22 protein-coding genes are annotated in these 24,586 nt (G+C 63.2%); 13 read left to right on the plus strand and 9 right to left on the minus strand.

Annotated features, from left to right (window positions below; genetic code table 11):
• Positions 1 to 3 precede the first annotated feature (3 nt).
• Together cydB and cydC are read left to right on the plus strand one after the other, a co-directional pair.
• A complete protein-coding gene (gene cydB, locus HMPREF2757_RS00435; protein WP_070572347.1) occupies positions 4 to 1,041 on the plus strand; it encodes a cytochrome d ubiquinol oxidase subunit II in 1,038 nt (345 codons plus the stop codon).
• Positions 1,038 to 4,328, plus strand: coding sequence for a thiol reductant ABC exporter subunit CydC (gene cydC, locus HMPREF2757_RS00440; RefSeq protein ID WP_256278237.1), 3,291 nt, complete (start codon positions 1,038 to 1,040; stop codon positions 4,326 to 4,328). Before cydB ends, cydC begins: the two co-directional genes overlap by 4 nt.
• Before the next feature lie 87 nt (positions 4,329 to 4,415).
• Here the strand turns inward: cydC and sepH are convergent, their stop codons facing one another.
• Entirely contained in the window at positions 4,416 to 5,462 is a 1,047-nt protein-coding gene (gene sepH, locus HMPREF2757_RS00445; RefSeq protein ID WP_083304019.1) for a septation protein SepH, read from the minus strand.
• 99 nt (positions 5,463 to 5,561) lie between these two features.
• On the opposite strand from sepH, the gene HMPREF2757_RS00450 reads away from it, so the two are divergent.
• On the plus strand, positions 5,562 to 6,674 hold the full coding sequence (locus tag HMPREF2757_RS00450; RefSeq protein WP_070572351.1) for a ferrochelatase: 1,113 nt from the start codon (positions 5,562 to 5,564) through the stop codon (positions 6,672 to 6,674).
• Positions 6,675 to 6,771: 97 nt separating this feature from the next.
• Here HMPREF2757_RS00450 and HMPREF2757_RS00455 read toward each other — a convergent pair whose 3' ends face one another.
• On the minus strand, positions 6,772 to 6,996 hold the full coding sequence (locus HMPREF2757_RS00455; protein WP_070572982.1) for a hypothetical protein: 225 nt from the start codon (positions 6,994 to 6,996) through the stop codon (positions 6,772 to 6,774).
• 225 nt (positions 6,997 to 7,221) lie between these two features.
• Here HMPREF2757_RS00455 and HMPREF2757_RS00460 point away from each other — a divergent pair, with 225 nt between their 5' ends.
• Positions 7,222 to 7,521 (plus strand): DUF4193 domain-containing protein, encoded by a 300-nt coding sequence (locus HMPREF2757_RS00460; RefSeq protein ID WP_070572353.1) that lies wholly within the window; start codon positions 7,222 to 7,224, stop codon positions 7,519 to 7,521.
• A 93-nt stretch (positions 7,522 to 7,614) separates the two neighbouring features.
• On the opposite strand, the gene HMPREF2757_RS00465 is transcribed toward HMPREF2757_RS00460, so the two are convergent.
• Positions 7,615 to 8,073: a DUF3093 domain-containing protein gene (locus HMPREF2757_RS00465; RefSeq protein ID WP_070572984.1), complete on the minus strand. Its 459-nt coding sequence runs from the start codon at positions 8,071 to 8,073 to the stop codon at positions 7,615 to 7,617.
• Between the two features lie 90 nt (positions 8,074 to 8,163).
• On the opposite strand from HMPREF2757_RS00465, the gene dut reads away from it, so the two are divergent.
• From dut to HMPREF2757_RS00480, 3 genes are read left to right on the plus strand one after another with little or no spacing between them, the layout of a single operon-like run.
• Positions 8,164 to 8,631: a dUTP diphosphatase gene (gene dut, locus HMPREF2757_RS00470; protein WP_070572355.1), complete on the plus strand. Its 468-nt coding sequence runs from the start codon at positions 8,164 to 8,166 to the stop codon at positions 8,629 to 8,631.
• Positions 8,632 to 9,381 carry a DUF3710 domain-containing protein gene (locus HMPREF2757_RS00475; RefSeq protein ID WP_070572356.1) on the plus strand — a complete coding sequence of 250 codons (750 nt, stop codon included), beginning with the start codon at positions 8,632 to 8,634 and terminating at the stop codon, positions 9,379 to 9,381.
• Between the two features lie 40 nt (positions 9,382 to 9,421).
• Positions 9,422 to 9,721, plus strand: a complete 300-nt coding sequence (locus tag HMPREF2757_RS00480; RefSeq protein ID WP_141750118.1) for a single stranded DNA-binding domain-containing protein — start codon at positions 9,422 to 9,424, stop codon at positions 9,719 to 9,721.
• Here HMPREF2757_RS00480 and HMPREF2757_RS00485 read toward each other — a convergent pair whose 3' ends face one another.
• Together HMPREF2757_RS00485 and HMPREF2757_RS00490 are read right to left on the minus strand one after the other, a co-directional pair.
• A complete protein-coding gene (locus tag HMPREF2757_RS00485; RefSeq protein ID WP_070572360.1) occupies positions 9,722 to 10,375 on the minus strand; it encodes a potassium channel family protein in 654 nt (217 codons plus the stop codon). It abuts the gene before it with no gap.
• Positions 10,376 to 10,386: 11 nt separating this feature from the next.
• Positions 10,387 to 11,064, minus strand: a complete 678-nt coding sequence (locus tag HMPREF2757_RS00490) for a potassium channel family protein (protein WP_070572362.1) — start codon at positions 11,062 to 11,064, stop codon at positions 10,387 to 10,389.
• A 38-nt stretch (positions 11,065 to 11,102) separates the two neighbouring features.
• Here HMPREF2757_RS00490 and HMPREF2757_RS00495 point away from each other — a divergent pair, with 38 nt between their 5' ends.
• From HMPREF2757_RS00495 to acnA, 3 genes are all read left to right on the plus strand, one after another.
• Positions 11,103 to 13,121, plus strand: a complete 2,019-nt coding sequence (locus HMPREF2757_RS00495; protein ID WP_256278238.1) for an APC family permease — start codon at positions 11,103 to 11,105, stop codon at positions 13,119 to 13,121.
• The gene (locus HMPREF2757_RS00500) at positions 13,118 to 14,401 is read left to right on the plus strand and encodes a class I SAM-dependent RNA methyltransferase (RefSeq protein ID WP_083304021.1); all 1,284 of its coding nucleotides are present in this window, start codon (positions 13,118 to 13,120) and stop codon (positions 14,399 to 14,401) included. Before HMPREF2757_RS00495 ends, HMPREF2757_RS00500 begins: the two co-directional genes overlap by 4 nt.
• A gap of 166 nt (positions 14,402 to 14,567) precedes the next feature.
• Positions 14,568 to 17,249: an aconitate hydratase AcnA gene (gene acnA / locus HMPREF2757_RS00505; protein WP_070572367.1), complete on the plus strand. Its 2,682-nt coding sequence runs from the start codon at positions 14,568 to 14,570 to the stop codon at positions 17,247 to 17,249.
• An 84-nt stretch (positions 17,250 to 17,333) separates the two neighbouring features.
• Here acnA and HMPREF2757_RS00510 read toward each other — a convergent pair whose 3' ends face one another.
• Positions 17,334 to 18,008 carry a GAP family protein gene (locus tag HMPREF2757_RS00510; RefSeq protein ID WP_070572369.1) on the minus strand — a complete coding sequence of 225 codons (675 nt, stop codon included), beginning with the start codon at positions 18,006 to 18,008 and terminating at the stop codon, positions 17,334 to 17,336.
• An 83-nt stretch (positions 18,009 to 18,091) separates the two neighbouring features.
• Between HMPREF2757_RS00510 and HMPREF2757_RS00515 the strand changes: the two genes are divergently transcribed.
• A complete protein-coding gene (locus HMPREF2757_RS00515) occupies positions 18,092 to 18,670 on the plus strand; it encodes a TetR/AcrR family transcriptional regulator (RefSeq protein WP_070572370.1) in 579 nt (192 codons plus the stop codon).
• On the opposite strand, the gene HMPREF2757_RS00520 is transcribed toward HMPREF2757_RS00515, so the two are convergent.
• Entirely contained in the window at positions 18,671 to 19,972 is a 1,302-nt protein-coding gene (locus HMPREF2757_RS00520; RefSeq protein WP_070572372.1) for an MFS transporter, read from the minus strand. It lies immediately after the preceding gene.
• Positions 19,973 to 20,109: 137 nt separating this feature from the next.
• On the opposite strand from HMPREF2757_RS00520, the gene dxs reads away from it, so the two are divergent.
• Positions 20,110 to 22,041, plus strand: coding sequence for a 1-deoxy-D-xylulose-5-phosphate synthase (gene dxs, locus HMPREF2757_RS00525; protein WP_070572374.1), 1,932 nt, complete (start codon positions 20,110 to 20,112; stop codon positions 22,039 to 22,041).
• Positions 22,042 to 22,115: 74 nt separating this feature from the next.
• On the opposite strand, the gene HMPREF2757_RS00530 is transcribed toward dxs, so the two are convergent.
• Together HMPREF2757_RS00530 and HMPREF2757_RS00535 are read right to left on the minus strand one after the other, a co-directional pair.
• The gene (locus tag HMPREF2757_RS00530; protein ID WP_070572375.1) at positions 22,116 to 23,348 is read right to left on the minus strand and encodes an HRDC domain-containing protein; all 1,233 of its coding nucleotides are present in this window, start codon (positions 23,346 to 23,348) and stop codon (positions 22,116 to 22,118) included.
• Positions 23,345 to 23,953: a DUF3000 domain-containing protein gene (locus tag HMPREF2757_RS00535; protein WP_070572377.1), complete on the minus strand. Its 609-nt coding sequence runs from the start codon at positions 23,951 to 23,953 to the stop codon at positions 23,345 to 23,347. Before HMPREF2757_RS00535 ends, HMPREF2757_RS00530 begins: the two co-directional genes overlap by 4 nt.
• 103 nt (positions 23,954 to 24,056) lie before the next feature.
• On the opposite strand from HMPREF2757_RS00535, the gene HMPREF2757_RS00540 reads away from it, so the two are divergent.
• Positions 24,057 to 24,566, plus strand: coding sequence for a flavin reductase family protein (locus HMPREF2757_RS00540; protein ID WP_070572380.1), 510 nt, complete (start codon positions 24,057 to 24,059; stop codon positions 24,564 to 24,566).
• The last annotated feature ends 20 nt before the right edge of the window (positions 24,567 to 24,586 follow it).

The following is a 24,586-nucleotide window of genomic DNA, read 5'->3' on the forward strand; positions in this document are numbered from 1 at the left end:
GCTGTGGAAGCCCTTTCAACTCTGTGGTTCATCCTCATCGCCGTCCTGTGGACGGGGTACCTCATCCTCGACGGCTTCGACCTGGGTGCGGCCATGATGATGAAGACCTTTGCCAAGAGCGAAAAAGAACAGCGTGTTCTGCTCAATTCCTTCGGACCGGTCTGGGACGGCAACCAGGTGTGGCTGTTGACCGCCGGCGGTGCGACGTTCGCCGCGTTCCCGCTGTGGTACGCCTCGCTGTTCTCCGCCCTGTACGTGCCGCTGACGCTCGCGCTGCTCGCACTGATCCTGCGCGCTGTTTCGATTGAGTATCGCGGCAAAGTCAACTCGCAGCGCTGGCGCAACACCTGGACTTGGTTCCTGTCGCTCGGCTCGGCCGTTGCAGCTTTCTGCGTCGGCGCGATGCTGGCGCTGACGACCACCGGCATGCCGATCAATGACAACGGCGACAACGTGGGTGGGGCGTTTGCGTGGGTCAACGTCTACGCGATCGTGGGCGGCCTGGCCATTCTCGGCTTCGCCTACCTTCAGGGTCTGCTGTTCACGGCCCTGAAGACGCACGGCGAAATGCGGGTCCGGGCTCGGGCGCACGCCAAAAAGCTCCTGCCGCTGCTGGTGCTGTTCGCCGCGGTGTGGGTGCTCATCGTCCAGTTCAAGTTCGGCAATATTGCCGGCGCTGTGATCATCGGCGCCGCGGTGATCGCGGCTGTTCTTACGTGGGTGAGCATCGGGGAGAACACCGAACTGCGCGCTTTCCTGTTCAACGGCATCTTCCTCGCAGCCGGTGTGGCAAGCCTGTTTGTCAACATCTATCCGCGAGTGCTGCCGTCGACGCTCGACGACGCCCACTCGCTGACCGTCACTTCGGCTTCTTCGTCGGATTACACGCTCGGCGTGATGCTCATCGTCACGGTGATCTTCCTGCCGATCGTTCTGGGCTACACCGTGTACTCCTATCGCGTGTTTGCCCGCCGGATTCACGAAAAGCACCTGCCTCCGGCACACAGCGTGCCGGTGGCGATAGCAAGTCACCACGCGTGAGTTCACCGTGGGCTCCAGCGTCCGCCGTCCCCTCGGGCCGGCGGGCGCTTGGGGTTCTTGTGGGTGTGGCCGCGGCCAAGGCGCTGGGACTTGTGCTCATCGCCGAGGCCGCTGCCCGCGGCGTCACCGGGGTTATGGCAGGCGGCGATGTTTCGCTCGCTGTTCTTCTGGGCGTCCTGGGCGCTGTGGTGCGCGGGGCTGCCGTGTGGGCGCAGCGGGCCGCCGGGGCGCGTGCCGCTGTGGGCGTCAAGACGGCTCTGCGCCGGAAGCTCATCGGTCGTTCTCTGAGTTCCGGCGGTCGGGATCTTGATATTGACGATGGCGCTCTCGTTGTGACCGCTACTCGCTCTCTGGACGATCTCGACGACTATTTCACGGGTGTTCTTCCCTCCCTGACGGCGTCTGCGGTCATTCCGTTTGCGGTTATCGTTCGCATTGTCTTCGCTGATTGGGTTTCGGCGCTCGTGCTGGTCATCACCCTGCCGCTCGTGCCGGTGTTCATGATCCTCATCGGCCGCTATACAGAGGAGCGCGTCGGGCAGGCGCTGAAGTCTCTTGACCGTCTGTCGGACAATTTGGTTGAACTGGCGCGCGGCCTTCCGGTGCTGGTCGGCTTGGGGAGGGTGCGCGCGCAGACGGAGGCGCTTGTGCGCATCAGCGAAAGCTACCGGCGCACCACCATGCAGACGCTGAAGGTTGCTTTTCTTTCCGCCTTGGCTCTCGAGCTCATTTCAACCCTCTCGGTTGCTCTCGTGGCCGTTTTCATCGGTGTGCGCTTAGTCAATGGCACGCTGGAGCTCAGTGCTGGTCTGTTCGCTCTGGTGCTGGCTCCCGAGGTGTTCTTGCCTCTGCGTCAGCTGGGGGCGGCATTTCACTCCACTGAAAACGGCTTGGCAGTGTTCGACAGGATTCGGAGTCTGCTTGCCACTCCAGCATCTGTCGTATTCGGCTCTCGCGGTGACGATGCTGATGTTCCGGCACGGCCAATCCGCTTTGCCGAGGTGTCGGCTGCTTACGGGGACTGTGCTGCTCTGCCGCCGGTCTCCGGTGAGATCGGCTCCGGCCTGACTGTGCTGACCGGGGTTTCCGGTGCCGGGAAGTCAACATTCCTGGGCGTACTGGCCGGCATTGTGCGACCGGGGGAGGGCACCTCGGTCACGGGCAGCCTCGCGGGAGTTCCGGACTCGATTGCGTTTGCCTCGCAGAGTCCGCGCTTCTTCGCTTCGACGGTGGGCGAGGAGCTGCGCCTGTTCGGCGGTGATGATGTTGACACCGCCGCCCTGAAAGAGCGCGCGGCTCTCCATGTGGATGATTCTGCCGCCGTCGACGCTCTCAGCCCCGGGGAAGGACGCAGACTGTCTTTGGCCCGCGCCTTTGCTCGGGTGGACTCAGGTGCCCAGCTGTTGATCGTCGACGAACCGACGGCTCACCTCGACGGCTCATCGGCAGCCCGCATCCGGCAGGAGCTGCAGACAATCAGCGAGATCTGCTCGGTCATCGCAGCAAGCCACGATCCCGCGCTGATGGCAGTGGGAACGCGCCTGCACATCGGCGAAGCGGCTCAAGGCTTCAGCGCGGCTTCTTCCGCAGTCGAACCGGTCCAGTCGCAGCGGCACACTGACCTTGACCGCAGTGCAGAAGATATCCGCTCTGCTTCGACGTGGCAGCTGCTCAGGCGCGCTGCTGATGCGGTTGGCTTTGCCACAGTGCGCTTTTGGCTGGGGGTTCTGTCGGCCGTGGGCGCTGTGGCAGCCGGAACGGCACTGACGGCAGTTTCCGCATGGCTCATTGTTCATGCGTCCTTTCAGCCGCCCATCATGTATCTGCTCGTGGCGATCGTCGGGGTCCGGTTCTTCGGCCTGAGTCGTTCGGTTCTCACCTACGCCCACCAGCTCAACCTGCACCAGGCGATTCTGGGCAGGCTTGCCGCTGTGCGCCGACATCTGTGGCAGATCTTTGCGCGCGAGGGAACAGCCAACCGCGCTGTCGCCCGCAGCGATGTCGCTCTGCGCAGGCTTGTTTCTGATGTCGATGACATCCGCGACTCAGCGCCGCGGGTTGTGGTTCCGCCGATTGTTGCACTCATCATCGGTGCGGCTGCCGTCGTGGTCTTCTGGATATTCCTGCCCGCCGCGGCGCTGGCCCTGGGCGCAGTTCTCGTGCTTGCCCTCATTGCGGGCCCAGCCGCTGCGCTCATTGCAGAGCGCAGGGCCGGTGTGCAGCGTCTGGAGCACCGCGCTCGTGTGCTCGGCAAGCTCACCCGACTGCTTGCTGCGAAGACGGATCTCATCGCCAACGGCAAAGCCCGCGAAGCGGCTGATCAGGTGATTGCCGAAGACGAGCGGGTGGGCGCCCTTGAGAAGCAGATCCTGCTGTCGTCAGGGCTCGGCGAGGCGATTGTGACGTTCCTGCTGTCAGCTTCGAGTGCGCTGATGCTCATCATCGCCGGTCCCGCGGTTGTCACCGGCACAATTTCGCCGGAAGCCCTGGCGATTCTCGTGCTCGTGCCCCTTGCCCTTATTGACGCCTACCTCGATTCCCTCCGGGCGGTTCAGCAGTGGCCGGCACTGGCATCTGTGCTGAAGCGTGTGCCGGAGCTCGGTGCTGGGGAAGAGGGTGACGGCCGAATGCCCCACCCCGTGGGCTCGGTTAGCAGTGCGCAGCTGCGCGGCATTCGCGCCTCCTGGCCCACCGGACCGGTGATTCTCAGCGGAGTCGACGCCGATATTGCCCGCGGCAGCTGGACGACGATCACCGGGCCGTCCGGTTCGGGCAAAACGACGCTCGTGTCCGTCATACTGCGGTTCCTTGACCCTGAAACGGGAACGTACACGGCAGACGGGGTGAATCTGCTCGAAGCCGGGCCGGAAGACTTGGCAGGCACAATCGCCTGGTGTCCGCAGGAAGCCCACGTCTTCAATTCGAGCCTGCGCGCGAATCTGCTCATTGCCCGCGACCGCAACGACCGGCCAAGCGATGACGAGCTGCTTGAGACGCTGCGCCGAGTGGGACTGGACGATCTCGTGCGCGAACGCGGCCTGGACGCGGTCATCGGCGCCGGCGGCGAATTCCTCTCCGGCGGTCAGCGCGGCCGACTCGCAATCGCCCGCACCCTGCTGACCGGTGCTGATGTGATTGTCATTGACGAACCGACCGCACACCTCGACATCGAAACCGCAGAAGCGCTCATGGGCGACCTGCGGGCAACCCTGACCGATCGCGCTGTCATCATGGTGACCCACGAACAGCGGTGGGTCGAAGCTGAGGATCTGCGCGTGCGGCTGTAGCCTCGCAGCAGAAACAAGCCTGCAGACAGCAGTGAACGCCGCGAGCACCCGGCCTGCGGCGTTCACTGCTGAAAGGTGTTGTCAAGCTCAGTCGCGCTTCGTGCCGAACATGATCTCGTCCCAGCTGGGGACTGAAGACCGCCCGCGCCTAGCCTCTTTGTGATCGTGCCCGGCAGCCGAGGCTGGGTCTCCTCCTTCAAAAACACCCGGCTCGTCCAGCAGCGACGGCTGCGCGTCACCGGGTTCCTCTCCCTGGGGGTTCACGGCGAGCACGGAGTCGTCATCGGCTTCTTCCGGCCGTGACAGGGCCGTGTGCGCGCCGTCGGGTTCGGTTTCCGGCATTGTCGGCACCGAGCGCAGGCCGGTGGGCGTCTGCGCCGCATCGGCTTCCTGTGTGCGGGCGCGGCGTCGGCGCAGACTTTCGAGAATTCTGCCGGTTTCCGCCTGGTGATCAGCGGACTTCGGGGTTCGATCTTGATCTTCGAAGTTGAAAACACGTTCGTCGGGGCTGCCGAAGTTGGGAATCGGGCCGGAATCAGCAGGCCCCGCTTCGGACAGCCAGCGCGCATCGTCATCGACCGCGTGGACATTGCGCTCGCGGTATTCCCAGCGCGCGGTCTTCTGCGTGCCTCGGACTTTGAACGCCAGTTCGACGTTCCACACGCCCTCGTCAGACCTCCACGCGTCCCACTCGAGGTTGTCGGTGTCAGCGCCGCGCTTCTCCAGACGCTCCGTGACGACCTCCCGCAGCGGGCGGGGAGTGTGATCACGGCTGCCGTCTTCGTAGACGGGACTCTGGCCGGCACTGTGGGCGATGTGGCGGCGCTCAGCCAGAACAGGCTGCTCAAAGGCCCTGATATGGTCGAGGTCTCCGCCGGTGGCATCTGCGACTTCCTCTGCGGTCATACCGGAGCGGATCATCGCCTGAATGGCTTTGGGCCTCAGCTGGCCGCGGCCGTAGGTGCGGGTCGCCTGCTGGGTGCGCAGGCGGCGTACAGCGGCAAGAAGTTCGTCGTCGACGGGGAGCCGATATTCGCCTCCCTGTGCATCGCGCAGAACGAGCGCACCGGACGCATCGGCTGCGTGAAAAGACAGTTCCGTCACTCGAATCACACCTTCCTTAAGCCGTTCCATGGTTTCACGGTGCGCCGCCGAATGGACTGATCAGCCGCGGCGAGTCGCCAAGCCGCGGCAACCCGCCAAGCGCTGAAAGCGCCACGGTAGACTCAGCACATGACCTCATCTTCGGTTTCTCCCTTCGATTCGATCGTCCTCATGTCCTTCGGCGGACCCAACAAGGCTGACGAAGTCGTTCCGTTCCTCAAGAACGTCACGGCCGGTCGCGGCATCCCCGAAGAGCGTCTCGAAGAGGTGGGTGAGCACTACTACGCCTTCGGCGGCAAATCGCCGATCAACGAACAGAACATCGCCCTGCTCGAAGCTCTGCAGAAGGAAGTCCGCGCCCGCGGAATAGACGCTCCCGTGGTGTGGGGCAACCGCAACTGGGACCCGTACCTTCAAGACGTCCTGCGTGAGCGCGCCCAGGCGGGAGACTCCCGGTTCATCGCCGTGACAACATCGGCCTACTCCAGCTACTCATCGGATCGCCAGTACCGCGAAGACTTCGCCAAGGCCAGCCAAACGCTCGCCGACGAAGGAACCGATGTCGAGATCGACAAGATCCGCCAGTACTACAACCACCCGGGCTTTGCTGACACCCAGGTGAAGATTGTGCGCGAGGCCCTCGCCGAGTTCGCACAGAAAGTCGGCGGCCTCGATCCTGACAAGCATCGACTTCTGTACGTCACGCACTCAATTCCCGACACCATGCAGGCGGCCTCGGAAGTCCGCACGATCGGCTATGAAGCTCAGCACCGGCAGCTCATGGACTATGTCGCATCACAGCTGGGAGGTGAACAGCCGCTTCCGCAGGAGCTCGTGTTCTGTTCGGAATCCGGTCCCGCCCACATTCCGTGGTCGCAGCCGGACATCAACGACCGCATGGACGAACTCGCCGAAGACGGTGTGACCGGTGTTGTCGTGGTTCCGATCGGCTTTGTGTCGGACCACATGGAGGTCGTCTACGACCTCGACACAGAAGCGAAGGAAACTGCTGAAAAGCACGGCCTCGCATTTGTTCGAGCCGCAACCGTCGGCACTGATCCGGTGTTCGTCAGCGGTCTCGTCGATCTCATTCTGGAACGTGCGGCGCAGGTTCGCGGTGAGGAGGTCAGCGCACCGGCCGTAACGGAAGAAGGTCCGCTGATCTGCGGTTCCGGTGCCTGTGCCGTCGACTGCTGCCGAGGTCGGGTCGACAAGCCGACTATGCCGAACTGGGCTGGATGATCACGGCCCGGGCATATTCGCGGCGCTGAGAGTTCACGCCTGCGTGCGAGCGCCGAAAAAGGGGCGGCCAGGGCCGCCCCTTTCGCCTTCGAGGACGTCAGTCCTCTGGTTCGTCTATAACCGGTATCGTGCCGGTCTCTGCAGCGAGGACCTTCTTCAGCTCTGACGTGTCGAGATCGTTTTCGCCGGCGATGTTCACAGTATCGCTCAGCTCTTCGATCAGGGCCTGTTCGCGGAACTCGTCGCCAGCTTCCCTGGCTTGTGCGAGCTGTTCGCGCAGAAGCCCGACTTTGTTGTCGAGCCCTTCAGCAAAACCTGACATGGGGCCTCCCTTCTCAAACACAAGCATCATCGGCATTCTGCATGAACTCAACATGAACGCGATGCTGTGTGAGCTCCAAACTATCAAAGTGGGGAAAAATAACAGGAACCACCTGCGCGGCAGTTGCGCAAAAGCGAATGAGGGTGCATTATTCGGGATGACCTGCACATGAGCCGGGTCATTCACAGACCTCAACCAGACGCCGCCGGAGTGTGACCAGTACAAATGGCAACCGACTACGACGCCCCGCGAAAGCAGGATGACGAGATCAGCGCTGACTCCATCGAGGAGCTCAAAGCGCAGCGCAATCAGGCGCAGGCCAGCCAGGTAGATGAAGACGAAACGGCGGCAGCCGAAGATTTCGAGCTGCCGGGGGCTGACCTTTCAAACGAAGAGCTCTCAGTTCGTGTTCTTCCGCGCCAGAACGACGAATTCACCTGCATGGAGTGTTTCTTGGTTCGCCACCGCTCGCAGTTGGCAGAAGACAACGACGGCGTTCTGATCTGCTCGGACTGCGCAGGCTGAGCACACCCGTACGCTGACAGCAATGCAGACGACAGCGGGGCTGAGAACAGATCTGTTCTCAGCCCCGCTGTCGTCTGCCCGGCTTTCGGATGCTCAGGAGCTCAGCGCTCGTGCCAAAGCCGCGGGCCGTTTGGTTGACACAACCCAGTACGGTGTCGGGTCTGCGGGGTCGTTGATGTGCACCCTGACGGCCTGTTTGACCCACGGGCGGATCATAAGAAAAGCACGGGCATCAAGCTGCGGTCCGCGGGCCTGGAAGGCGGCGTCGGAGTCCAGCGGCTCGACTTCGGTGATGTAGCTTCGCTCAATATGAGCTCGACCCGCATAGAAGTGCGTGTCGGTCACGAGGATCTTCGCTCCCATTGACACCAGCCAGAAGGCGGCGAGTGCGAACACGACGGCGGGCACCACTATTGCTCCGATGTGCCACACGGGGTAGACCATGGCGGCGGTCATCGACGAAAGGAACAGCCCTACAAACCACCACGTGATCGTGGGCGAGAGCTTCTCGACATAGGCGACGCCGTGCGTCGCAGACGCGGGGGAGTTCATGCGCACCATTGTCCCATGTGCCTGCTGCGCGGTTCGTCAGGCCGCTTCCCGAGGTGGCATCGGCAGGCGCTAAGCACTAGAGTCCTGCCCGTGGTTGCCAATATCGTTCCCGTCCAGCTCAAGGTTCTTGATCCGGGCCTTCCTCTGCCCGGCTATGAGCACTCCGGTGATGCCGGCTGCGATCTGATCGCCGCCGAAGATTTCGTGCTGCAGCCGGGGGAGCGCCGCCGCGTGCCGACTGGCATTGCCCTGGCGATCCCGGAAGGATATGCGGGATTCATTCACCCCCGGTCGGGACTGTCATCCAAAGCGGGCGTGACTGTCATCAATGCGCCGGGAACTGTCGATGCGGGCTACCGCGGCGAAATCCAGGTGCCGCTGGTCAACCTCGACCCCGATACGTCCGCAGCGATTTCGCGCGGCGACCGGATTGCCCAGCTCGTCATCCAAGAGGTCTGCCGGGCAGAGTTCGAAATTGTCGATACCCTGTCATCAACCGACCGGGGCAGCTCCGGTTTCGGATCGACCGGCGGATTCACCCACAACGAGGAGCAGTAGATGTCATTCTTCAGCCGTTTTCGCAAGGCCAAGCCGACAGACGAACAGATTGAAGAGCCGGTCAGCAGGAGGAGCGCCGCCGCTGACGAAGCGGCTGAAGCCGATGCCGATGACGACTTCAAAGCGAAAGAAGGACCGCGCGACCGCGCCCAGAACGGCCCGTGGGACTCGTCCGAAAAGGCCTCGGACGTCGACCGCCTGGACCTCGGTGCCCTCAAAATCCCCGTGTACGACCAGATGCAGGTGCAGTTGGAGCAGACGGAGGACACGCGTGAAGTCGTCGCAGTGACACTGGCACACAAAGGCGGAAACCTGCAGCTGCAGGCCTTTGCCGCTTCTAAGGCGGAGGGCCTGTGGAGTGATGTGCGCTCACTGACAGCGGACAACATCAAGCAGGCCGGCGGCGTGGCGGCCGAGCGCTACACAAACTTCGGCATGGAGCTGCACGCAAAAGTGCCGGTCAACCACGAAGGAGAAGACGCGTCCTCTCTGCGCCCGGTGCACTTCATCGGCATTGACGGGCCTCGCTGGTTCCTCCGGGCAGCTCTGACGAACGCCGCAGTAGAGGAAAGCCCAGCGCGCGAAGAGCTTCGCGCGGTTCTGCGCGGCGTCATCGTCGATCGCGGTGAAGAAGCGCGGCCTCCGCGTGAGCTTCTGATGCTCACCCCGCCGAACGCACAGCCTCAGGCGGAAGAATCAGACGGCGGCGATCCGCTCAATCCGGGTCCGACAATTGCCGAAGTCCGCTGACTGCGCGGCCCGTTCGGCTCGTGTGGCCGAACTGTCGCGCTTGACCCGGACCTGTGTGCCGATCAGCGAGATCGCCGACCGCGACACCGCGTCCGTGGCGGGAACAATCCGATCAATCACACGGTCGGCGCACGGAGCGAACCCGACGTTCGACTGCATTGTCTCTGACGATACCGGCGAGGTGCGCGTGCGATTCCTGGGTGTGCGGGAAGTCTCAGGGCTGCTGCCGGGCCGCCCAGTGGCAGTGCACGGCAAGTTCTGCCTGCTGGGCGGCGAAATGGTCACCCTCAGCCCTGCCTACACCCTGTTGCGCAGGGTGCCGCTGAGCGCAGTTCGCTGATCAGCGAGTCATAGCCGTCAGCTGCAAATGCAGCTCCGGCAGGGTCAAGAAGTACAGTTCGTCGCCGGCGATGAGCGAATCATCGGCGTCGGGAGCGAAGGCGCGGCCCTGCCGGACAAGGGCGACGAGCACAGTGTCCGCCGGCCACGAAGTGTCGCCGACGCGCTGACCGGCGATGGCGGCGGTTTCGTGCAGCGTCACCTCGACCAGCGAAGCACCGCCGCGCTGCAGGTTCATCAGCTGCACCAGGCCGCCGACCTCAACTGCCTCCTCTACCAGCGCTGTGAGCAGACGAGGGGTGGAGACGGCAACATCGACGCCCCAGCTGTCGTCGAACAGCCATTCGTTGCGAGGGTTGTTGACTCGGCTGACAGTGCGGGGGACACCGAACTCGGTTTTGGCCAGCAGGCTGAGAACCAGGTTCGTCTTGTCATCACCGGTCGCTGCGACGACGACATCGGCGTAGTCGAGATTGGCCTCGGCCAGACCGTCGGGTTCACACGCATCCGACAGAAGCCACTGAGCGCCGGGTACGAGATCTCTGCGAATGGCGTTCTTGTCCTTGTCGATGAGCAGGACGGTGTGTCCGTTCTCCAAAAGCTCGCGGGCGACTGAATTGCCCACCGAACCGGCTCCGGCGATGACGACCTTCATGGTGATTCCTCTCAGTCCTGCTGTCTGTACGGCTGTGCCGGGGGTGCGTCCAGAATCCGCTCAATGTCGTCGAGGTCGTCCATCCGCGACATGATGTGCACCAGGTCGCCTTCCTGGAGGAGTGTGTCCCTCTGCGGAAGAATGCCCTCTCCCGAACGGGTGATGAATCCCACGCGGCCCGGCACGGCCTCTTCAATTTCGAGAACGGAGTGCGATACCCACGCCGGGTGGACATGCACTTCTGACAGGCCGATCTGCCCGGAAGGATCGCGGTACTCGTTGACGGACCCCTGGGGGATCAGCCGGCGCATCATCTGCTCGGCCGTCCACCGGACTGTCGCCACGGTCGGCACGCCCAGCCGTTCGAAGATCTGTGCTCGTTTGGGGTCGTAGATGCGCGCGGCGATGTTCTTCACGCCGAAGGTTTCGCGGGCGACGCGCGCGGCCAAGATATTCGAATTGTCGCCAGAGGACACCGCGGCGAAGGCATAGGCGCCGTCCACTCTGGCGCGTTTGAGGACATCGCGGTCAAAGCCGACGCCGGTGATGGTCGAACCGGCGAAATCCGGTCCGAGCTTGAGGAATGCATCGGGATCCTGGTCGATGACAGCGACCGTGTGTCCGCGACGGTCGAGCGTTCTGGCCAAGAGCGCGCCGACGCGCCCGCAGCCCATAATCACAAAGTGCACGGCCTTCGCCTTCTTCGCATTTGACTACCATGGGGGCCGTGGCAAGCAGTTTTACCTATGCGCTCAAGCGCGCAGTCGTTGGACGGCCGTTTCGCAGTGACCACTTTAGACGCGAAGCGCTCCCAAAGCGCCTCGCAATGCCGGTTTTCGCTTCGGACATGCTGTCGTCGGTTACCTACGCACCGGACGAGATACTGCTTGCCCTGTCGACATCGGGGATCGTGGCGATCACCATTTCGCCGTGGATCGGCCTTGCCGTCGGCGCTGTCACCCTCATCATGGTGCTGTGCTTCCGGCTGACGCTGCGCGCCTATCCGGCAGGCGGCGACTACTCGGTTGTAGCCCAGAACCTCGGAGCGCGTCCGGCTCGCCTCGTGGCCGCCGCCCTGCTTGTTGACTTCGTCCTCACACTGTCGGTGTCGATGGCGGTGTTCTCCGGCTTCGTCGCTCAGCTCATACCGCCGCTGCGCAGCTACACGGTGCTCATTGCGCTTGCTGGGGTGGTCACGGTGTCGCTGTTCGGCCTGCGCGGCTGGAAGGGGGGCCGGACCCTCATGGCGGTGCCGACGTACACGTTCATTGCGCTTGTCTTCATCATGCTGGCCGTGGGCTTCGGGCGGATGTTGGCGGGCGATCTTCCGCAGGCTGAAACCGCCGGGTTCACTCTGGAGCCGCTGGCCGGTGTGGATACCGCGATGCAGGGTCTGGCAGCGGTTTTCATTGTGCTGCGGGCCTTTTCTTCCGGGGCCGTGGCTGTCGCCGGCATCGAAACGGTGGCGTCTGCAGCTGCGAAGTTCCGCCAGCCGCGCGGGCGCAACGCCGGCAATACGCTGCTCATCACCGGAGCGCTGTCGGCGACGATGCTCGTGGGGCTCATGTGGCTGGCCTCGGCGCTGGGCATCAAATACGCGATCGATCCGGAAGCGCAGCTTTTTGTGGACGGTCACAGCGTTGGGCCGGACTACGTGCAGCACCCCGTGGTGGGGCAGATGGCCGAAGCCGTCTTCTCCTTTTCGCCGATTCTCACCGCAGTTGTCATCGTTGTGTCTGCGCTCATCCTCCTGGTGGCGGCGAACACTGCGATTGAGGGATTTCCCGTTCTGGCTTCGCGCTTGGCTCGCGACGAGCTGCTTCCCAAGCAGATGGCCACCCGCGGGGACCGCATGACGTTCTCCAACGGCATTCTGGTGCTGGCGTGCGCATCCGTGCTCATCATCCTGATCACGGACGCTCAGCCCACGAAGCTCATCGAGCTGTATCTGGTGGGCGTGTTCCTGTCGTTCTCTCTGGGGCAGCTGGCCATGGTCCGCCACTGGAATCACATTCTTCGGCGCACCGTTTCCGGACCGAAGCGCACCAAAATGCTCATTGCGCGTGTTGTCGGGTTCATCGGAGCGATTCTGGGGCTGACGGTGCTCGTGGTGGTCATCATCACGAAGTTCGTCGGCGGGGTGTGGATGGCGCTCGTGGCGATGCTCGTGCTCTACGCCGTCATGGGCGGCATCTTCCGCCACTATTCGACTGTCAACCGGGATCTGCGCGTCGATCCTGAAGACACCGATGTGCGCCGTCTTCCAGCAGGCACCCGCGCGGTCGTCATCGTCACGAGCATCAACAAGCCCGCTCTGCGCTCGGTTGCCTATGCCCGCGCCAGTCGTCCCACTCAGCTGGAGGCTCTTACGGTTGCGGTCAACGCCGATGCGGTCGATGAAATCCAAAAGCAGTGGGACGCGATGGAGCTGACAGTTCCGCTGACTATCATCGATTCGCCGTTTCGCGAACTCATCCGTCCGATCATGCGGCACGTGACGACGCTGCGCCGGCGCCACCCCCAGGACCTCATCATCGTCTACATTCCCCAGTTCATCGTGGGCCGCTGGTGGGAGTCGCTGCTGCACAATCAGACGGTTCTGCGGCTGAAGTCCTTCCTGGCCTTTCTGCCCGGTGTCGTCGTTGCGACCGTGCCGTGGCGTTTGGAGTCCTTCAACCGCAACCAGGTTGTGCTGGAGAGTGCGGAGGGCAAGATCGAACTGTCTGACATCAGGATGAAGAAATGACCAGCCAGCGTCCAGCGGTCGGTGACCGCCGTGTCCTCGTGCCCGATGCGCCTGCCGCCGGAGCAGCGGCCGCTGCCCGCACCGAAGATGGGGTCGTCTTCGTCGACGGTGCGCTGCCCGGCGAAACCGTCGAGGTGGAGCTGACTCAGGTGAAGAAGCGCTTTGCTCGCGCTCGGGTCGTCTCGGTTCTCGAGCCTTCGGCTCATCGCGTTCCCGACAGGCTGGCCGCCTGCGGTGCCGCAGGAGTCGGCGGGACGGAGTTCGCCGCTGTCGATCTTGCGTATTCGCGCAGGCTCAAAGCCGAAGCCGCTCGGCAGCAGCTGGAAAGGATCGGCGGCATCGAATGGGACCTGCGGGTCAGCCCGCTGCCGCGCGAAGCGGATGGGGGCTCCGGAATGGATTGGCGCACCCGGGTTCAGCTTGCTGTGGGGTCAGACGGCCAGCCTGGTCTGCGAGCCGGGGGATCGCACCGGGTTGTTCCCGTATCCCGCATTCCGCTGGCTGTCCCAGAGCTCAATGACCTGGGCCTGCACCTGCAGACCCTGCCGGGTCTGTCGCGGCTGGAGCTCGTCGCTTCGGCTTCAGGCGGTGCGATCATCGCCGTGGGAGCACCGAAGGGCGCTGTGCTCAGCCGACTCAAAGAGATCGCTGCCGCACAGCCTGGCGGCTGGTCTGTTCTGCTGCGCACAGAGGGCAAGCGCAATCGCGGCCGCCCAGCACCCCCGCAGATTCTTGCAGGTACTGGGCGGGTGCGCGAAGAGGTCCGCGGCCAGCGCTTCGGGCTGGACGCCGATGGCTTCTGGCAGGTGCACGTCGAAGCAGCAGATGTCCTTTCGGCGAAGGTCGTCGAATTCGCGGGCAGCCCCGATAGGGCACTTGATCTCTACTGCGGTGCCGGACTGTTCTCGGTGTTCCTCGCTCTGTCGGGGGTCAAGGTCACCGGGATCGAAGGATCGCAGGGGGCGATTCAGTCCGCCAGAGCCAATGCGGAGGGCCTGCCGGCGAAGTTCGAAGTCGGGCGCATTGAAAAGCTGGGCATGCTGCCGGCAGCGGACACCGTCGTGCTCGACCCGCCGCGAGCCGGTGCCGGAGAAGATGTCGTCAACATGATCGGCGCCTCGGCGGCGGAAAAGGTCGTCTATGTCAGCTGTGACGCCGGGACGTTCGCGCGTGACGCACGCGGTCTTCTCGACGGCGGATTTGAGCTTGTGCGCCTGGAGGGGTGGGACGCGTTCCCGCTGACGAAGCACACCGAGTTCACCGCCGTATTCTCCCGCTGAGACCAGGCGCGACAGCCCCGCCCCGGTGGTGGAGAACACTGTGGCGATGCGATAAGATTTATCTTGACGTCAAGATACTTTGCACAACGTTAATGTTGCCTAATTCGAGTCCGGATGAAGCTGGGCCGGGCGCAGAGTATCGAGAGCGAACGAACAGGAGAGTCACTTGAGCAACGTCGACAGTTTCAAGTCCAAGGGCACTCTTGAGGTCGGAGACAAGTCCTACGAGATCTACCGCCTCAGCGCGGTCGATGGTGCGGACAAGCTTCCGTTCAGCCTCAAGGTCCTGCTGGAGAACCTGCTCCGCACCGAAGACGGTGCCAACATCACCGAGGACCACATCAAGGCGCTCGCCTCGTGGGATCCCAAGGCCGAGCCGAGCGTTGAAATCCAGTTCACGCCGGCGCGCGTCGTCATGCAGGACTTCACCGGTGTTCCCTGCATCGTCGACCTCGCGACCATGCGCGAAGCCGTTAAAGAACTCGGCGGCAACCCCGATGACATCAACCCGTTGGCTCCCGCAGAGCTCGTCATCGACCACTCGGTCCAGATCGACTCCTTCGGCACCGCAGACGCCATCGAGCGCAACATGGACATCGAATACCAGCGCAACGGTGAGCGCTACCAGTTCCTGCGCTGGGGTCAGACCGCATTCGATGACTTTAAGGTCGTTCCCCCGGGCATGGGCATCGTCCACCAGGTCAACATCGAATACCTGGCACGCGTCGTCATGGCCCGCGAAGTCGGCGGCGTGACCCGCGCATACCCCGACACGCTGGTCGGCACCGACTCCCACACCACCATGGTCAACGGCCTCGGCGTCCTCGGCTGGGGTGTGGGCGGCATTGAAGCCGAAGCGGCAATGCTCGGCCAGCCGGTGTCCATGCTCATCCCGCGCGTCGTCGGCTTCAAACTCAAGGGCGAAATCCCCTCGGGCGTGACCGCAACCGACGTCGTCCTGACGATCACCGACATGCTCCGTCAGCACGGTGTCGTCGGCAAGTTCGTCGAGTTCTACGGCGAAGGCGTCGGAGCCGTTCCGCTGGCCAACCGCGCCACGATCGGCAACATGAGCCCCGAATTCGGTTCGACGGCAGCCATGTTCCCCATCGACGACGTCACGATCGACTACCTCAAGCTCACCGGCCGTTCGGAAGAGCAGATCAACCTGGTCGAAAAGTACGCCAAGGAACAGGGCCTGTGGCACGACCCGTCGAACGAAGTCGAGTACTCCGAATACCTCGAACTCGACCTGTCGACCGTCGTTCCGTCGATCTCCGGTCCCAAGCGTCCGCAGGACCGCATCGAGCTGGCTGATGCCAAGGCTCAGTTCGCCAAGGACATCCACAACTACGCTCAGCCTGGTGAAGAGCAGAAGTCCGTCGACGTTTCGATGGGAGACGGCCGCGAGTTCGAACTCAAGAACGGTGCGGTTGCCATCGCGTCGATCACCTCGTGCACCAACACCTCGAACCCGTCGGTCATGATGGCTGCCGGTCTGCTGGCGCGCAACGCCCGCAAGAAGGGTCTGAACTCCAAGCCGTGGGTCAAGACCTCGATCGCCCCCGGTTCGAAGGTCGTCACCGACTACTACACGAAGGCCGGCCTCATCGAAGACCTCGAGGCGCTGAACTTCTTCATCGTCGGCTACGGCTGCACCACCTGCATCGGCAACTCCGGCCCGCTGGAATCCGAGATCTCCCAGGCCATCCAGGACAACGACCTTTCGGTCACCGCAGTCCTGTCGGGCAACCGCAACTTCGAAGGCCGCATCAGCCCGGACGTCAAGATGAACTACCTGGCTTCGCCGCCTCTGGTCATCGCATACGCCTTGGCTGGAACCATGGACTTCGATTTCGAAAACCAGCCGCTGGGCCAGGACCAGGATGGAAACGACGTATTCCTCAAGGACATCTGGCCTTCGCCGGAAGAAGTCGAAAGCGTCATCGACTCTTCGATTTCGACCGAGGCCTACAAGTCCGAGTACGGCACCATCTTCGACGGCGACGAGCGCTGGCAGAAGCTCGACACTCCGTCCGGTTCCGTCTTCGAATGGGATGACGAATCGACCTACGTCCGCAAGCCCCCGTACTTCGAGGGCATGGAACTCGAACCGGCACCGGTCAAGGACATCGAAGGTGCCCGCGTGCTCGCCAAGCTCGGCGACTCGGTCACCACCGACCACATTTCGCCGGCAGGTTCCTTCAAGGCCGACACCCCGGCCGGCAAATACCTCACCGAGCACGGTGTCGAGCGCAAGGACTTCAACTCCTACGGTTCGCGCCGCGGCAACCACGAAGTGATGATCCGCGGTACGTTTGCCAACATCCGTCTGCAGAACCTGCTGCTCGACGGTGTTCAGGGCGGATTCACCCGCGACTTCACCCAGGAGGGCGGTCCGCAGACCACCATCTACGACGCCGCTGTGAACTACCAGGCAGCCGGCACTCCGCTGGTCGTCCTCGGCGGTAAGGAATACGGTTCCGGCTCTTCGCGTGACTGGGCTGCAAAGGGCACCAAGCTGCTCGGCGTTGCAGCTGTCATCGCTGAGAGCTTCGAGCGCATCCACCGTTCGAACCTCATCGGCATGGGTGTTCTGCCCATGCAGTTCCCAGCGGGTGAAAGCGCTGACACGCTGGGTCTGGACGGCACCGAAACCTTCGCAATCTCCGGTGTTGAACAGCTCAACGAAGGTGTTACGCCGAAGACGCTCAAGGTCACCGCGACCAAGGAAAACGGCGAAACCGTCGAATTCGATGCGGTCCTGCGCATCGACACACCCGGTGAAGCCGACTACTACCGCAACGGCGGCATCCTCCAGTACGTCCTTCGCTCGCTCGTGAAGTGACGCACTGAAGATTCGCTGAGGCCGTAAGGCAGCGCTGAAGCGGGCCGGATCAATTGATCCGGCCCGCTTTTCTGTGTCCGCTTGTCAGTGAGAGAAGATCTGCACTGCGGCCGTCACTGCCCAGTGGATCCCGATGATTGCAGCGATCCACAGGAGTGTGACCTTCGCTTCGTATTCGAAAGTCGCCAGAAGACGCCGAACGCGAGGAAAGACGCGCGGACCCCATATGGCGATGGCAGTGAGAATCACGAGCGCCGGTGCGATCATGATGAAGCAGTAGCCGGCAAGAATTGCCAAGCGGACTGGCCACGGTTGGCTCATATTGCCCATGATTCCTATGGCGGCCAGATAGGGCACCATTGTGCCAGCCTCCGCGGCCGCGGCGCTGAGACCCAGCACAATCACCGCCCACGGCGAAGGCGATTTCGGTGCGGGCTGGTCGGCTATTTCCTCTGGGCTGCGCTTCTTCGGGTTTTTCGCAAAGATCCCGAAAACTGCCAGTCCGGCGCCGATCACGAGGCGTGCCCAGAGAGCGGGCGGCGTGTGCAGAATGTCGGTCAGCGCGTCCAGCAGCGTTTCCATGCCGAAGAGCAGCACAGCGCCGAGAGCGAAATAGGCGCTGCAGACGGTGAGGAAGTACAGCGCCTGTGGTCTGAGTTCGACGCGTTGCTGGCGAATGGCAAGGGCTACGGGAATGACGAGGGTTCCCAGGCTGAGGCTGTCTAAGAGTGCGAGGCCGATGAGCAAAAGCAGATCCACGGGTGTTCTCCAGCAGTCTTCGAGGAACGGATCAATACACTTGTATCACATAGTCGATACAAGTGTATTGATAAGGTGCTGGAGTGACTGGATCTGCTTCTTTCTCCGATGCTCAGGCTGCTATCGCGGACGCGGCGATTACGGTGATCGCCGAGCGCGGCTTTGATGTTGTCAGTGTCCGCTCGGCCGCTGCCGCAGCCGGGATGTCTCCGGGAGCGGTGCAGTATCACTTTCCCAGCCGCCAACGGCTGCTCCAGGCCGCCTTTCAGCGTTCCGTGCAGCGCCAGGACGCGCGAGTGCTCGCTGCTGATCGGGACGTGAGCAGCAAGCGCAGCCCTCTGCGTGAGCTGCTGCCGATAGGCCCGGAACAGAGGGAAGACGCGCTGGCGTGGGTCGCCTTCGGGGCGGCAGCCTCAACCCGGCCGTGGCTGGCTGAACTGTATCGGCGGGAACTCGACAGCTTCCGGGAGAAGCTGGAAGAGGCGTTCGCCTCGGGTGTTGAGTCCGGCGAGCTCCGTGCGGATCTTGATGTGTCGCTCGCGGCGCGTTTGGTCACCGCGCTGGTCAACGGCCTGACCCTTGACTACATCAACAGCCCCGGCACGGAGCCGGCCGAACTCGACGCCATGTTGGAAAGCGGACTGGTTCGGATCTTGGCCTGATCAGTGGCTGAGGTCAGAGCCCGAGGTTTCCTTCATGGTGGCAATTGTGACGCACGAGGCGATCAGCAGAAACACCGAGTATGCGCCGAATATCCAAGCGCTGCCGACGGCTGTGAGAATCATTCCGGCGGTGCCGCCGAAGGCTGCAATCGCCACGGCGTAGGGGATGCCGAACCCAGCTGTGCGCTGAGCGGTGGGGAACATCTCGGCGTAGGTGGCCGGCGCGTGCGAAAGGAACCCTGCCAGCAGAATCAGCTGCGTGCACACAGCGGCAACCAGCAGTGGGAACGATCCCGTGGAGATCACGCCGATCGCCGGAAAGTACAGAAGCGCGCTTCCGCCCAGGCCGATGAGCATGGTGGGTTTGCGTCCCCACTTGTCTGACAGCCAGCCCCACACCGGCAGCGCGAAGCAGAAGACGATGTTCCCGATAAGACCTGCAACGAAGCCCTGCTGTTCCGTAAACCCGAAGGACTTGTGCGAAATTGAGGCAATGGTGACCGACCAGATGTAGTAGGACACCGTCAGCCCGGCCGTCATGCCGATGACGCGCAGGCCGATAGGCCAGTTCTTGAGCACTTCGATGAAGACGTTCTTCGACAGTTCGGGTGTGGGCTGTTCCTGTACCTTTCGGCGCTGCTCTTCGAAGACTTCGGATTCTTCCATGTAGCGGCGAATCCACAGTGCCACAACTCCGAGGACGGCGCCGAGAGCAAAGGGGATGCGCCAACCCCAGGCGCTCATCGCCTCCGGTGACAGTGTTGCCTGCAGGGTCAAGCCCAGTGCCAGGCCGAGCAGCTGGCCGCAGGTGCCGGACACGTAGATGCTCGAAGAGTACAGGCCGCGATGTTCACGAGGTGCCTGTTCGGCAAGGTAGGTCTGCGCGGCTGGGAGCTCACCGCCGTGGGCCAGACCCTGAATGAGTCGGGCCACAAGGAGCAGAGCCGAGGCAAGCCAGCCGATTTGTTCGTAGCTTGGGCAGACCGCTATGAGCAGGGATCCGCCGGAGGCTGCGATCACTGAGAGGGTGAGCGCGTGCTTGCGTCCGATCCTGTCGCCGATCCATCCGAAGACAACACCGCCGAAGGGCCTTGCGACGAAGCCGACTGCGAAGACCGCCATGGTCTCCAAAAAGGCCGACTGCGGGTTTGCGCTGTCGAACAGCTGGCTTGACAGGTATACGGCGAAGCTGGCGTAGACGTTCCAGTCGTACCACTCGAGAGCATTGCCCACGCTCGTGCCGATGATGGTCTTGGCGTTCGTCTGAGAACGTCTGTTTGCAGATGATGCTGGTGTGCTCACGGGCACCTACCTCGAGTCGGCAATACGGATGTGGAACAGGCTACGCCCATTGAACGCCGAAGGTGGGCGGTTTCTGTCATTTTCTGCAGACGGTTAGACTGAAGCGTTGAAACCTACACGCACTGGAGGACCACGCGGTGACTTTCCTTGAGGGGCTCGGCGGCCCTGATGATCTGCGGAAACTCAGCGACGCCGAATGTGACGTTCTGGCCAAAGAGATCCGTGACGAACTGATTTCGAAAGTCTCTGCCGTCGGCGGGCATTTGGGCCCCAATCTGGGCGTTGTCGAACTCACCATGGCCATTCACCGCGTGTTCGAATCTCCGCGCGACACCGTGCTGTTCGATGTAGGACACCAGTCCTACGTCCACAAGCTGCTCACCGGCAGGCGCGCCGGTTTCGATACGCTGCGCCAGTGGGGCGGTATGTCCGGCTATCCCTCGCGGGAAGAGAGCCAGCACGACGTCATTGAGAACTCGCACGCTTCGGCCGCGCTGTCCTGGGCTGATGGCATTGCCAAGGCGAATCAGCTGCGGGGCAATAACGATCGGCACGTTGTCACCGTCGTCGGCGACGGTGCACTGACGGGCGGTCTGGCCTGGGAAGCGCTCAACACGATTGCGGCGGACGAATCGACCCCGCCGCGGAAGATGGTCATCGTCGTCAACGACAACGGGCGCTCCTACGCTCCGACTGTCGGCGGCTTCGCGTCACACCTGGACTCACTGCGCACGTCATCCAGCTACGAAAAGATTCTGTCCTGGGGCAAAGAGCGGCTGCAGGAGGGCGGCATTCCCGGCCGCTACGCCTACTCGGCTATGCACGGGGTGAAAAAGGGCCTGAAGGACATGGTGACCACTCCGTCATCGCAGGCCGGTATGTTCGACGAGCTGGGCATCAAGTACATCGGCCCGGTTGACGGTCACGATCTCGAAGCCCTCCAGCGGGCGCTGACTTTGGCCAAGCAGTACGATGCCGGTCCTGTCATCGTGCACGCGCTCACACAGAAGGGCCACGGCTACGCGCCGGCCTACAACGACGATGCGGACCAGTTTCACGCCGTCGGCGTCATCGACCCGTCGACGGGCAAGGCCAAGCCGACTGTCGGCACATCGTGGACCGAGGTGTTCGGCAAAGAGATTGTGGAGATTGCCCGCAAACGAGAGGACGTCGTCGCCATCACCGCCGCAATGCTGCAGCCGGTTGGTCTAAAAGAGTTCGCTGACGAATTTCCCGACCGCGTTTTCGACGTGGGGATTGCCGAACAGCACGCCGTTGCCTCAGCTGCCGGACTGTCCTACGGGGGACTGCATCCCGTGGTCTGCCTGTATGCCACGTTCCTCAACCGAGCATTCGATCAGGTGCTCATGGACGTTGCGCTCCACAAGCAGGGTGTGACCTTTGTTCTCGACCGTGCCGGAGTGACCGGGCCGGACGGGGCAAGCCACCACGGCGTGTGGGATATGGCGATGCTGCGGATCGTGCCCGGCCTGCAGCTGGCTGCGCCCCGGGATGCCACGCGTTTGGTTGAAGAGCTGCGTGAAGCCGTCCAGGTGGATGATGCCCCGACTGTTGTGCGGTTCTCCCGCGGCAAGGTCGGACGCGAATTCGAAGCGCTGCGCCGCACCGAGGACGGGGTTGACGTGCTGGCCGATGTGCCCGATGACTGCAGTGCGGATGTTCTCATCGTGTCGGTGGGAGCGCTTGCAGACCGGGCTTTGGCAGTGCGTGAAGAACTTGCCTCGCGCGGCATCGGCGCCATGGTCGTCGATCCCCGCTGGGTGCTGCCGGTCCCGCCGTCTGTCATCGAGCGAGGCGCTGAATTCAGCCTTGTGGCGGTGATTGAGGACGGCATTAAGATCGGCGGAATCGGATCGCAGATCCGACAGGAGCTGCGGGAGGACCGTTCGCGCACGGGCGTCGTCGAACTCGGCGTGCCGGATGAGTTCCTGCCGCAGGGAACGCGGGAAGAAGTTCTGTCCCACGCCGGTATGGACGTACAGGACATGGTGGACGACATTCTGCGCATGCTTCCGACTTCTCAGCGCCACCTGCGCGAAGCCCGCTGACGTAAGCCGGCTCTGAAGCCCACCGAGCTCTGAGCTGATAGGCGGCAGAGTGCTGTGGGGGCGTGTTGGGGAGCCTAGCCACTGACGCCGCGGTGTTTGTCGATCACGCGGCACAGCGCGGGCGCGGCTTCGGCAATCTGCCATTCGCGGACGCTGCGCTGTCGCAGAAACTCCTCGAGTGCGTCGATATCCGCCGGGTGCTTGCCGCCGAGAGCGGCGCGCGCTGAGAGCTCACGGACCACAGCCGGGGCAATGAGCAGATCGTGTGGAACATTGAGTTCTTCGGACCGCGCGTTGACGGCGCTCTTCATGTGCGACAGAAGTTCCTTTGCGACGTCCCGCTGTTCCCGCGTCATTCGCGGGGTGGACTTGTGCGGATCGCGCACCGTCGGCATCATGTCCTCGGGCAGTCTGTTGCATGCCTGTACTGCGCTGAAGAGCTCGCGCGCGTCCGCGGGTGTTGGCCGTCCGCGACCGGGCAGGCGCAGAAGCTCCTTGGAGGAGCGGATCTGGGCCCCGGCTGCCTGCACCATGGTCCGATCCGCGATGATCCGGCCCGGAGCCACATCGCGCTGTTCGGCAAGGTCATCGCGAACCGCCCACATGGCGCGAACGCGCCCCAGACCGCGACGGCTTTTGACAGCGCCCAGGCCGTGGACGCGTCGCCACGGCTCCGGGTAGACCTTCGGGGTGAACTTCGCGGCGTGTGCGAATTCCTGCTGCGCTATTTCCCATTTGTCGGCTTCGCGCAGCTTCTGTTCGAGGATGTCGCGCAGCTGGATGAGCAGTTCGACGTCGAGAGCGGCGTAGGCCAGCCAGTCGTGGGGCAGCGGGCGCTGTGACCAGTCGACGTAGGAGTGTTCCTTTGCCAGACGGACACCGAGATGGGCGCCGATGAGAGAGGCCAGACCGAACTTCGGTTCGCTGAGCAGGCGGGCGGCGATTTCGGTGTCGAAAACACGCGTGGGGACCATGCCTGCCTCTGCCAGACACGGAAGGTCTTGGGAGGACGCGTGGAGTACCCACTCGACGTCTTCTATTGCCCGGCCGACTGCTTCGAGGCTGCCAAGTGCTTCGGGATCCAGCAGGAGGATGCCTGCGCCGGCGCGTTTGAGCTGGATGAGGAAAGCGCGGCTGCCGTAGCGGATTCCCGATGCGCGTTCGGCATCGACTGCGACAGGACCGCTGCCGGCTTCGAGCGCGGCAACGGCGTCGGCGAGCGCTTTCGGGGTGCTGATGACCTCTGGTACCCCTGACGAGGGTTCGCTCAGCAGAGGAAGGTCGGGGTCGACGTCTGATGAGCTCATCGCCTGCGTCCCGGGAAGGGACTGACTCCTTCGGGCATAGGCGGAAGGCCCGCCGCGGTTGTGATGAGCTCTATCCAGGCTTCAATGTGCTGGGTGATGTCTGCGGGGTCTTCCAGTATGGGGCTCCACGATGCACGCAGCTCAAGGTCGACTGTCGTGGGGCGCTGCGCGAGTGTTCCGAAGCTTTCGGAGATGACTTTGGTGGTTGTGCCGCCGACTTCGGCGACATTGCAGTCGCGTCCGTCAAGCGCGTCTGTCAGCCAGGTCCAGGCGACCTGCCCGAGCATGGGTTCGGCTGCCAGTTCGTCTTCGAGTTCGGCTCGGATGTACGACACGAGGCGAAACTCTCCCTGCCATTCCACCGGGGCCTCGGGGTCGTAGAGGACGACGATTCTGCCGGTGGCGAGGTCGTCAACGGCGTCGTCTTCGAGGAACGTGCCCTCGGCTGTGACCTGGGCGGAGAAGGCGACAGCCCACGGTGCCAGACGGCCGGGAGCGGCGATTTCCTCGATGTGCACCTGCGGTGTTGACCGCACGGTTCGGAGGGCCTCGGCGAGTGTCGCGAAGGCCTTGGGCGTGCGGTTGATGGGAACGGGCTGGACCACGCATTCAACCGTAGACAGCTCGGCGGGACTGGCGAAGCTCCCACGCCGGGCGGATGGAATACTCAGGGCCCAAAGTGCCTTCAACAGTCGGAAGGAGAAGACAGTGCCCGTTGAACCGGAAGACTTCAAAAGCGCTTTTGCCGATCACCCTGCCGGGGTGTGCATCGTCACCGCAGACAGCGGTGACGGTCCGTTTGGACTCACGGCGTCCTCAGTTGCCAGTGTGTCGCTCGACCCGCCTTCGCTCCTGTTCTCCGTGACAAAGGCCAGGGGAGCGGCCGGACACGTTCTCGACTCCGCCCGCTTTGCAGTCAACATGCTCCACGCGGGCCATTCTGAGCTGGCCGTGCAGTTTGCGATGCCCGGCGGTGAGCGCTTCTCACCGGGTCAGAACTGGACCTACATGGACGACGGTGTGCCGGTGCTGGGCGATGCGCATTCCGTTTTCGTCTGCTCCCACTACGGTCGGCTGCCCGTTGGCGAATCGACGGTGGTCGTGGCCGAAGTCGAAGACATTGTGCGCAGACCCCAGGGCAGCCCCATGGTCTACCACAGGCGCCGTTTCCTCGATCTTGGCGACCTTCTGGACGATATGCCCACGACAGCCCTGTGAACCGGCTCTGACCGGTGTCC

The sequence above is a fragment of the Brevibacterium sp. HMSC063G07 genome, assembly GCF_001810665.1.
In the GTDB taxonomy this organism is placed as follows: Bacteria; Actinomycetota; Actinomycetes; order Actinomycetales; family Brevibacteriaceae; genus Brevibacterium.